General features: G+C 54.3%; 8 protein-coding genes. 5 read left to right on the forward strand and 3 right to left on the reverse strand.

What is annotated here, in order from left to right; genetic code table 11:
- Positions 1–83 precede the first annotated feature (83 nt).
- The gene (locus ACR0KN_RS22170; RefSeq protein ID WP_010438722.1) at positions 84–902 is read right to left on the reverse strand and encodes a sulfotransferase family protein; all 819 of its coding nucleotides are present in this window, start codon (positions 900–902) and stop codon (positions 84–86) included.
- A gap of 139 nt (positions 903–1,041) precedes the next feature.
- On the opposite strand from ACR0KN_RS22170, the gene ACR0KN_RS22175 reads away from it, so the two are divergent.
- Positions 1,042–2,619: a DUF5928 domain-containing protein gene (locus ACR0KN_RS22175; protein WP_480656642.1), complete on the forward strand. Its 1,578-nt coding sequence runs from the start codon at positions 1,042–1,044 to the stop codon at positions 2,617–2,619.
- A gap of 55 nt (positions 2,620–2,674) precedes the next feature.
- Here ACR0KN_RS22175 and amaB read toward each other — a convergent pair whose 3' ends face one another.
- Complete coding sequence (gene amaB, locus ACR0KN_RS22180) at positions 2,675–4,186, reverse strand: L-piperidine-6-carboxylate dehydrogenase (protein WP_480656644.1); 1,512 nt, start codon at positions 4,184–4,186, stop codon at positions 2,675–2,677.
- A 3-nt stretch (positions 4,187–4,189) separates the two neighbouring features.
- A complete protein-coding gene (locus ACR0KN_RS22185) occupies positions 4,190–5,296 on the reverse strand; it encodes a saccharopine dehydrogenase family protein (RefSeq protein WP_480656646.1) in 1,107 nt (368 codons plus the stop codon).
- Positions 5,297–5,997: 701 nt separating this feature from the next.
- Between ACR0KN_RS22185 and ACR0KN_RS22190 the strand changes: the two genes are divergently transcribed.
- The 4 genes from ACR0KN_RS22190 to ACR0KN_RS22205 are packed head-to-tail and all read left to right on the forward strand — an operon-like array spanning position 5,998 to position 8,443.
- A complete protein-coding gene (locus tag ACR0KN_RS22190; RefSeq protein ID WP_170775795.1) occupies positions 5,998–6,660 on the forward strand; it encodes a MotA/TolQ/ExbB proton channel family protein in 663 nt (220 codons plus the stop codon).
- Positions 6,653–7,018, forward strand: a complete 366-nt coding sequence (locus ACR0KN_RS22195) for an ExbD/TolR family protein (RefSeq protein ID WP_480656648.1) — start codon at positions 6,653–6,655, stop codon at positions 7,016–7,018. The genes ACR0KN_RS22190 and ACR0KN_RS22195 overlap by 8 nt, the downstream gene beginning before the upstream one ends.
- Positions 7,019–7,022: 4 nt before the next feature.
- Entirely contained in the window at positions 7,023–7,400 is a 378-nt protein-coding gene (locus ACR0KN_RS22200; protein WP_480656650.1) for an ExbD/TolR family protein, read from the forward strand.
- On the forward strand, positions 7,397–8,443 hold the full coding sequence (locus ACR0KN_RS22205) for an energy transducer TonB family protein (protein ID WP_480656652.1): 1,047 nt from the start codon (positions 7,397–7,399) through the stop codon (positions 8,441–8,443). Before ACR0KN_RS22200 ends, ACR0KN_RS22205 begins: the two co-directional genes overlap by 4 nt.
- Positions 8,444–8,653: the final 210 nt, after the last annotated feature.

The following is an 8,653-nucleotide window of genomic DNA, read 5'->3' on the forward strand; positions in this document are numbered from 1 at the left end:
CGCGCCATGCGCGGCGCCGGGCCCAACCAGAGGAGACGTCTTGTCAGAGACGTTGACGACGAGCGGGAGCCTTCTGATTTAGCTCAGTCACCCAGTTTTGCGTGAATCTCGTCCAAATCGATTTCACCGATTGGCATCTTGTTCGCGGGATTCTCGAAATCGTATTTGAACAGCTCGAAATCCTGCTTGTAGATTTCATAGACCAAGTGCATGGACAGGTCGTCAAAATAGTCCTCGACCGGATGCGCACGCTTTGGCCCGTGGCCTTCAGATTCATTGAAGCGTGGAATTTCGGACAGAGTCACCCTATGCGCTGTGTCCAGGTGATCCAGAACATCCTGCATTCCATCATTGAACTTCTCGGTCCAGAAAATGCGATCATATCGGCCACCATTAGCGATCAACGTTGAGACATGGCCGGACATGGCGGACCAATGAATGTCTGGATCCATTGGGCGGCGCCAGCGGATCGTATCGCGCGCAAACAGTAGAAACCTGCGGAAACTGGCGATTTGGTCAAACTCACCTTTGCCATCCTCACCGCCAACCTCAATCCCGTAGTTGTAAATCAACGTCGGCACCAGATTTCCGCGATAGCGTTTACCGTTCCGCTGTATGCCGCAGATCTTGTCGAAGAACGAACTTAGGATGCGCGTATACGGATTGCGCACACAGGTAAAAGTGTATGACCCATGCGACTGAACATTCCGCGCAATTGGGTCCTGACTGGCATTAAAAGCCCACTTATGCATCCCATCATTGGCGTCGTGAATATCGCCATCAAAAAACCGGCCATGATCCGAGAAATACATGATCTGCCCAATGGTCGAGCAGGCGCATTTTGGCACGACACGATAGACCATGCTCTGACTTTCGGTCATCCATGTACCGGGAAAACCCATCTGCTGTGCCTCCTTAGCCAGTTATCGTATTGATACTCCGGCATATTGGCTCAAAGAACCAAAAATATTCTGTTTATTCAATCGCTCATCCTCAGTATCACGGTTGCAAACGGCAGAAACGGGGAAATACGAATATAGAATGGCAAAGATTGCCTTTATCTTGCTGTGTCACAAAGATCCGGACGCGATCATCGCGCAGGCCGGTCAGCTGACGGCTGCCGGTGATTGCATGGCGATCCATTTTGATGCCCGTGCCAGCGACACAGATTATGCGCGAATCCGCGAGGCTCTAAGCGACAACCCTAATGTCACCTTTTCGAAGAAGCGCATTAAATGCGGATGGGGTGAATGGTCCTTGGTACAGGCCACGCTACATGCGCTTCAGTCGGCGGTAGAGCAGTTCCCCAGGGCCACCCATTTCTACATGCTGTCTGGCGATTGCATGGCCATCAAGACCGCTGAATATGTGCACGGTTTCCTTGATGATCGCGATGTGGATTTCATCGAGAGCCACGATTTTTTCGCAAGCAACTGGATCAAGACCGGGATGAAAGAAGACCGGCTGATCTATCGCCATTACTTTAACGAACGGAATCAACCGCGCCTCTTCTACACCGCTTACGAGATGCAAAAACGGTTTGGCCTCACTCGCGACATACCGTCAGACCTTCAGATCATGATTGGCAGCCAATGGTGGTGTCTTCGCCGTCGTACTGTCGAGATGATCCTCGAATTCCTGCAACAACGCCCGGACGTGCTTCGGTTCTTCAAGACAACGTGGATTCCGGATGAGACGTTCTTTCAAACTCTCGTTCGCCATCTGATACCAAAGCTCGAGATCGAGAACCGAACGCTAACATTTCTGATGTTCTCCGATTACGGCATGCCCGTTAGTTTCTACAACGATCACTATGACATGCTGCTGGGTCAGGATTACCTCTTCGCACGCAAGATAAGCCCCGAAGCCCATGAGCTCAAGGAACGGTTAGGGCAGTTATATGCCAGCGAAGGGGTCGCGTTTGGTATTTCTGGGGAAGGGCGCAAACTGTATCATTTCTTGACCAGCCGTGGACGCGTCGGACGACGGTACACACAACGGTTCTGGGAAGCGGGAAACACCCTGGGAACCGATCGCGAAATATACTTGATTGTCTGCAAAAAATGGCACGTTGCCAAACGATTGGTTGATCAGATTGCCTCGGAAACCAGCATTCCCTGTATTGAATACATATACGATGAGCAAGACACTCCGCTTCCCGATCTGGGTGGCATTGAGACGACATTGACCAAACGCTCCCGACATCGTCGCGCAGTCGCGAAATTGCTATTCGAACATTTCGACAGCGAAAAACTGATCTTATGCGTTGATCCTGCGAACTTAGACGTCATTCAGGACTTTGGCGGGGACCAAGCCCAAACGCGTGTTCTGGAAATCGAATGCGATTATTCCGACGAATACCTTGCTGGTCACGCCTTGCGTGTCGGGTTGGCCGGTCAGAACAGCTCGGCCGAGTCAATGGCCCGATTGCTTCCGACTTTGCGGAATGCACTTGCTTATGAATCTGAGCAGATCCGCTACTCCAAAAACGATGGTTTATTTCATTTGCGCGAAACTGCTGATCGCTTGGTCAACGAAGAGGCAATAGCCGAGTTTCTGAACCTAACGGAGGCCCAGGCCAAATCGATTATGCATTTGGATTACCTTTTCGCGGATTGATATCCGGCGGCGTACATAAACTCCGCCGGATATGCTAATGATCGAGACCCGCCAGTCAGATGTCGAATTTGACACCCTGCGCCAACGGCAACTCGGCTGAGTAGTTCACCGTGTTGGTCTGACGGCGCATATAGGCTTTCCAGGCATCCGAACCGCTTTCGCGCCCACCACCAGTTTCCTTCTCACCGCCAAACGCGCCTCCGATCTCGGCCCCGGATGGGCCGATATTGACGTTTGCAATGCCACAATCCGAGCCAGCTGCGGTCAGGAACTGTTCTGCCTCACGCATGTTCAACGTGAAAACACAGGATGACAGGCCTTGGGGCACATCGTTTTGGATCTCAATCGCCTCGGCGAAATCATCATAACCCATGACATACAGGATCGGAGCGAAGGTTTCTGTCTTCACAGTTGCCGTCTGGCTGGGCATTTCGACAATGGCGGGTTCCATGTAGACGCCACCGGGCATTCCCTCGATCACTCGTTTGCCACCAAAGACGTTCCCACCCTCGGCTTCCGCCCTTCTAAGCGCTCCGGTCATTGCGTCGCCGGAGGCTTCATCGACAAGCGGACCTATCAATGTCCCTTCCGCCAGCGGGTCGCCAATTGGCAGGCCCGAGTAAGCTTTCTTGAGGCGCGCAACAAGCTCTTCACGGATCGAGTTGTGCACGATCAGACGGCGTAGCGTGGTGCAGCGTTGACCCGCCGTCCCGACGGCTGAAAACACGATCGCCCGGACCGCCATTTCCAGATCGGCCGAGGGACCGACGATCATTGCATTGTTGCCACCGAGCTCCAGAATGCATTTACCAAAGCGCTGCGCCACGATCGGAGCAACTGCGCGGCCCATCCGGGTGGAGCCGGTGGCCGAGATTACCGGCACATCCTCGCTCGTGACCAGAGCTTCACCCAGAGCGGCACCTCCGATCAGGGTCTGCAGCAGGCCGTCAGGCGCATCCCCGAAGCGGGCCAATGCGCGCTCGAAGATTTTCTGACAGGCCATCGCGGTCAGAGGTGTTTTCTCCGAAGGCTTCCAGATCACGGGATCGCCACACACCAACGCCAACGCCGCATTCCATGACCAGACCGCAACCGGGAAGTTGAAGGCCGAGATCACACCCACTGGTCCTGCAGGATGCCAAGTTTCCATCATCCGATGGCCGGGTCGTTCCGATGCGATGGTCAGACCATATAATTGACGTGATAGGCCCACGGCAAAGTCGCAGATATCGATCATCTCCTGCACTTCGCCCAGCCCTTCCGAGGTGATCTTACCGGCTTCCCAACTGACGAGGGCACCCAGATCATCTTTGGCCGCACGCAACTCTTCGCCCAGAAGGCGGATCAGTTCTCCGCGGCGCGGGGCAGGCACAACCCGCCATGCTTTGAACGCTTTCTTCGAGCGCGCAAATATGGATTTCATCTCGGACAGAGGCGTTTCGTGCACTTCAGCCAGCACACTTCCATCAATTGGAGAAGTCACGCGCAGCGATCCACCAGTCAGCTCTGTCGCTGTCAGGTCCAGTTTCGCAAGAGTAGCTTCAGCAGTCATTACAACATCTTTCATATCTCAGGCCGCCTTGTTCTGTTCGGTGACATCGCCGGCGCGGTAGAGCCGACCAAATTCTGTGTTCAGGAAATCGGCAAGCTTTACCTGCTCCTGCCGGACAAATCCCTTGGACGGCAAAGCACCCGTCCGCATCAGATCGACGACACCCAGCACACCTGCTGCGGTGGTGATCTGAATCGCACTCCAGATTTGCCCATCAATGGTGCGGGCAAAGGATTTGTTGATCAGGGACTTCTCGCGCAGGGAACCATCAATCATTCCCTTGGCAGTGCAATAGACCAGCACTACATCCTGATCGGTGCGCGGCAGAGCGGTTTCAAAGATCTCTTTCAACAGATCGCGCCGACGCTCTAGTCCCAAATCACTTAGCAACAATCGAAGAATATCCCGATGTCCCGGATATCGGATCGACCGATAGGACACAGCCCGCGCTTTACCTTCAAGCGTTTCGGGCAGCGTACCCAGCCCACCGGACGTGTTGAAGCATTCATACTCCACACCATCATGGCCGATCAGTTCATAATCTTCGAGTGGCGCTGTCTTAACCCGCTCGCCGTTCACAATGGCATCGCAAGGGTTACAATACTCATTTATCAATCCGTCAGTGGACCACGTCAGGTTATATTTCAATGCATTGGTCGGAAACAGCGGCAGTGCCCCAACCCGCATATGTAAGCTTTCCAACTCATCGAATTCCGAAGCCAGCGCGGCGCCAGCGATACCGACAAATCCGGGTGCCAATCCGCATTGCGGCATGAATGCTGTGTCACTGTTCTGCGAAAGTTGGCGTACCGCATTGGTCGCTTCAACATCTTCTGTCAGATCAAAGTAATGGGCTCCGACTGCTTTTGCTGCACCGGCAATTGCTGGCGTCAGGAAAAACGGAGCTGCCGAAATAATAGCATCAAACCCCCTGAGCCCCCGCTCGAGGCTTGCACTGTCACGGGCATCGATCTGCCGCGTTGATATCCCGCGCTTGTTGAATATAGACAATGCCGAGAGATCATGATCGGCAACAGTTACCGAGTAATGCGCCGAGGATTTCAACAAGGTCGCGATCATCTGACCGATCTTCCCCGCCCCGACTACGCAAATATTCCAGCTCAAAACGCGCCTCCATACTGTATTTCTTTCGATTATGAGGGGCGAATTGTTCGGAATGCAGATCTTGTCTTGACGAAATGAGGCAGATATCCGTCATTTCGTCACATTTTATGTCAATTTGCTGGACTACGTCTTCAAAATCGCCCTCAAATATTGTCGAATTCACAATCGTTTCAGCGATCCTTTGAAGTGAGAGTACTATCAGGTATGAGAGGACCATTGTCGGCTACACAACGCAGACAAACGCGGTTCGCCCAAGCATATAGGTGCCCTTCAATGAGATCTCTCCGTGTCCTGCTTACCTGTTTCGCATGCCTGCTCTCATGCGGAGCTCTGGCGCAATCCGCTGAGGCACCTGCCGCTGAGATTTCTTTGGAGCTCAATGCCTTGGCAGACGTTAGTGGTGCCTGTAGATTAACCTTCCTGGTGACCAACCAATCCGGAACCAGCATCGATGAGGCAATATTCGAGACGGTGATATTCGATAATGAAGGGAGTGTTGTAACCCTTTCACTTTTTGATTTTCGAGACTTACCCTTGGATCGCCCGCGTGTCCGTCAGTTTGACCTGCCAGGGATGTCTTGCACGTCTGTTGGGCGAGCATTGATCAATGGCGCGAGTTCATGCGTGATAAACGGATCTCAGAGCGACGTCTGTCAATCGACCCTAACGCTCAGCAGCCGAGTTGAAGTGGAGTTACTTGGATGAATATTCTCTCTTCTCTTCGGGAAATCCTAGCCCTTGGCGGGCCCGTAGTGGCTATCCTTATTGTCATGTCGGTCCTGACCGTCGCGGTCAGTATATACAAGCTGTGGCAGTTTGCAGCCTGTGGCGTGGGACGGCACAAGGTGCTGTCACAAGCGCTGCAAGCCTGGGATGCCGGGGATCGGCCCGAGGCACGCACACGCCTCGCACAGAGCAGCAGCTATCTTGCACCGCTTGTCGAAGCCGCAATGGACGCGCCGGACACTCCAGATCTGGACGCCCGGTTGGATGCCGAAGCCGGGCTGGCACTGGCCGGGTTGGAACGGGGGTTTCGACTTTTGGACACGGTTGCCCAGCTTGCGCCTCTGCTCGGGCTGTTCGGGACAGTTTTGGGAATGATCAATGCGTTTCAAAGCCTTCAGTCGGCCGGGTCTTCTGTCGATCCTTCATTGCTGGCAGGCGGCATCTGGGTTGCCCTGGTAACCACAGCTGTTGGCCTTGCGGTGGCGATGCCAACCTCGATGGTCTTGTCCTGGTTTGAAAGCCGAACCGCGCGCGAACGCGTATTTGCGGACAAAGCACTACGCACGGTTCTGGTCCCAAACCATTCGAACCAGCCCGCCACCGGCGCGACCGAGATTCTGAACGCTGAACATGCGTAACACGGCACCCTTTGTCAGACGACCGATGTCGATGACGCCGCTCATCGATGTCATCTTCTTGCTGTTGCTGTTCTTCATGTTGTCTTCAACCTTCTCAAAATTCGCGGAGATCGAAATCAGCAGCGCAACCTCAGGCGCATCAGAATCGGCTGAGCCAGTAGAGAGAATTTTCATCCAGATCGGTGCAGAGCGCGTGACTTTGAACGGCGAAACGCTGACGCTGGATGACCTGTCTGCAAGGATCGGGACAGGTCAGGCTCTGGTAAGCCTTGATGCCGATACGTCCGCGCAACGACTTGTGGATTTGCTGGTTATTTTGCGTGGCCGCGATGGCTTGACCGTCACGGTGTTGGAGTAGACCGATGATCCGCTTTGGTCGCCCAAGCAGCAAACGAGACTCGACCATCCCTCTGATCAACGTCGTCTTTCTGATGCTGATCTTCTTTCTGATTGCAGGCACCCTGGCACCACCGCTTGATCCAGAGCTTCAGCTTGTCGACACATCGGAACTCGAAGGCCGCGACCCTCCCGATGCACTTGTCTTAAACGCTGATGGCATCCTCAGCTTTCGCGGAGTGCAAACCGACCCTGAGGCTTTCATGGCCAGCCATGATGACGGACCGGTCAGGATTGTCCCCGACCGCAATGTTTCAGGCCAACGGTTGATGGAGGTAACCGGTGCCCTTCGACGGTATGGCGCGCCGTCTGTGTTCCTCGTGACCCAGCAGGCGTTAAAATGATCCGGAAGTCAGCAGCCGTCGCTGCGTTGGCGGGTGCGCTTTCGCTTGTCCTGCACATCCTTGGGATCAGTTTCTACGGACCCAGTCTGCCACAATTGCGATCCAAGGGGGAATCGGTCAGCTTGATCGAGCTTGGCAACACATTCGAAGAATTCACCGAAGACACGACGGACCCGGTGCAACCGGAATCTGCTGAAACACCCGAGCCTCCGGTTGAAGACACTATTAGGCCCGATACTGCCGACATCCCGATCAGCGAAACACTCGTCGCCTCCCCCGATCCTCAGCAGGTATCTTCACCCGATGTCGGAGCGCCCGTCGCCCCACAATCAGAATTGCAGGAAGGGGTGCCGACCGAACCGGTCGCCCCGTCCAGCGCCGAACCAGCCGCAGACGCGGTGACTAACGCAACACCCCCGGCGCCCGAGCGCTTGGCAGCGCTACCACCCACAGACGCCCCAACTGCTCCGGTCCCTCAACTGGAAAGTGCGGCAGTCGAACCGGAAATCCCAAGTTCCGTCGATGAGCCAACAACAGAGCTGCCGGAAGAACAAACCGGGGCTTCCGATCAGGCTGTATCTGTCTCCAAGCGTCCCCGCCTTCCGGACAGAAGGCCCGCAACGGATACTCCAAAATCGCTCGATGGATTCAGTAACTTCGACAATTTGCGCAACCCTTCGCGGACAGTAGAGTCGCCCTTAAGCCTGTATCAAAAAGAAGGGGCTGACCCGTTCCGAACCAGCAGTGGCAGAAATCAATCCTCAGGCCGCGGCGCAGGAAACTCCGACACTACGAACTATGCCGGACAGGTTCTGGTCCATCTAAATCAAACACCCGTCGTCTATGTCCCAGTCCGAGGATTTGCGCAGGTATTCTTCGAAATTAATCCTGATGGATCACTGGCTTGGGTCGACATCGTCGACAGCTCAGGCTCACCCGAGATCGAACGCGCCGCCAGAGATCAAGTCATCCGCGCCGCCCCATTTCCTCGTCCACCAAGCGGATCAAGCCGCAGGCTGTCGTTTTATTACCAGAATAGTTGAGGTCAGAGACAGCGGCTCAGTTGCATAGCTATTCGTTAACCCCAAGAGACTTATAGCTTGGAGTGCTTTAAACAATTGAACCGTGTGATCAAAAATAGTCTGAACGGGTTGTTTGGAATTTGGTTTTGGGAGTAGGATTTGAACCTCTGACCTTCAGGTTATGAGCCTGACGAGGTGAAGAGGTTAAGCAATTGAACCGTGTGATCAATT

The sequence above is a fragment of the Ruegeria sp. AP7 genome (assembly GCF_056539905.1).

Excerpts from the sequence above, each read along its gene's own strand:
- ACR0KN_RS22175 (WP_480656642.1), top strand. The coding sequence starts at position 1,042 with ATGGCAAAGATTGCCTTTATCTTGCTGTGTCACAAAGATCCGGACGCG.
- ACR0KN_RS22190 (WP_170775795.1), top strand. The coding sequence starts at position 5,998 with ATGAATATTCTCTCTTCTCTTCGGGAAATCCTAGCCCTTGGCGGGCCC.
- ACR0KN_RS22200 (WP_480656650.1), top strand. The coding sequence starts at position 7,023 with ATGATCCGCTTTGGTCGCCCAAGCAGCAAACGAGACTCGACCATCCCT.
- ACR0KN_RS22205 (WP_480656652.1), top strand. The coding sequence starts at position 7,397 with ATGATCCGGAAGTCAGCAGCCGTCGCTGCGTTGGCGGGTGCGCTTTCG.
- amaB (WP_480656644.1), bottom strand. The coding sequence starts at position 4,186 with ATGAAAGATGTTGTAATGACTGCTGAAGCTACTCTTGCGAAACTGGAC.
- ACR0KN_RS22195 (WP_480656648.1), top strand. The coding sequence starts at position 6,653 with ATGCGTAACACGGCACCCTTTGTCAGACGACCGATGTCGATGACGCCG.
- ACR0KN_RS22170 (WP_010438722.1), bottom strand. The coding sequence starts at position 902 with ATGGGTTTTCCCGGTACATGGATGACCGAAAGTCAGAGCATGGTCTAT.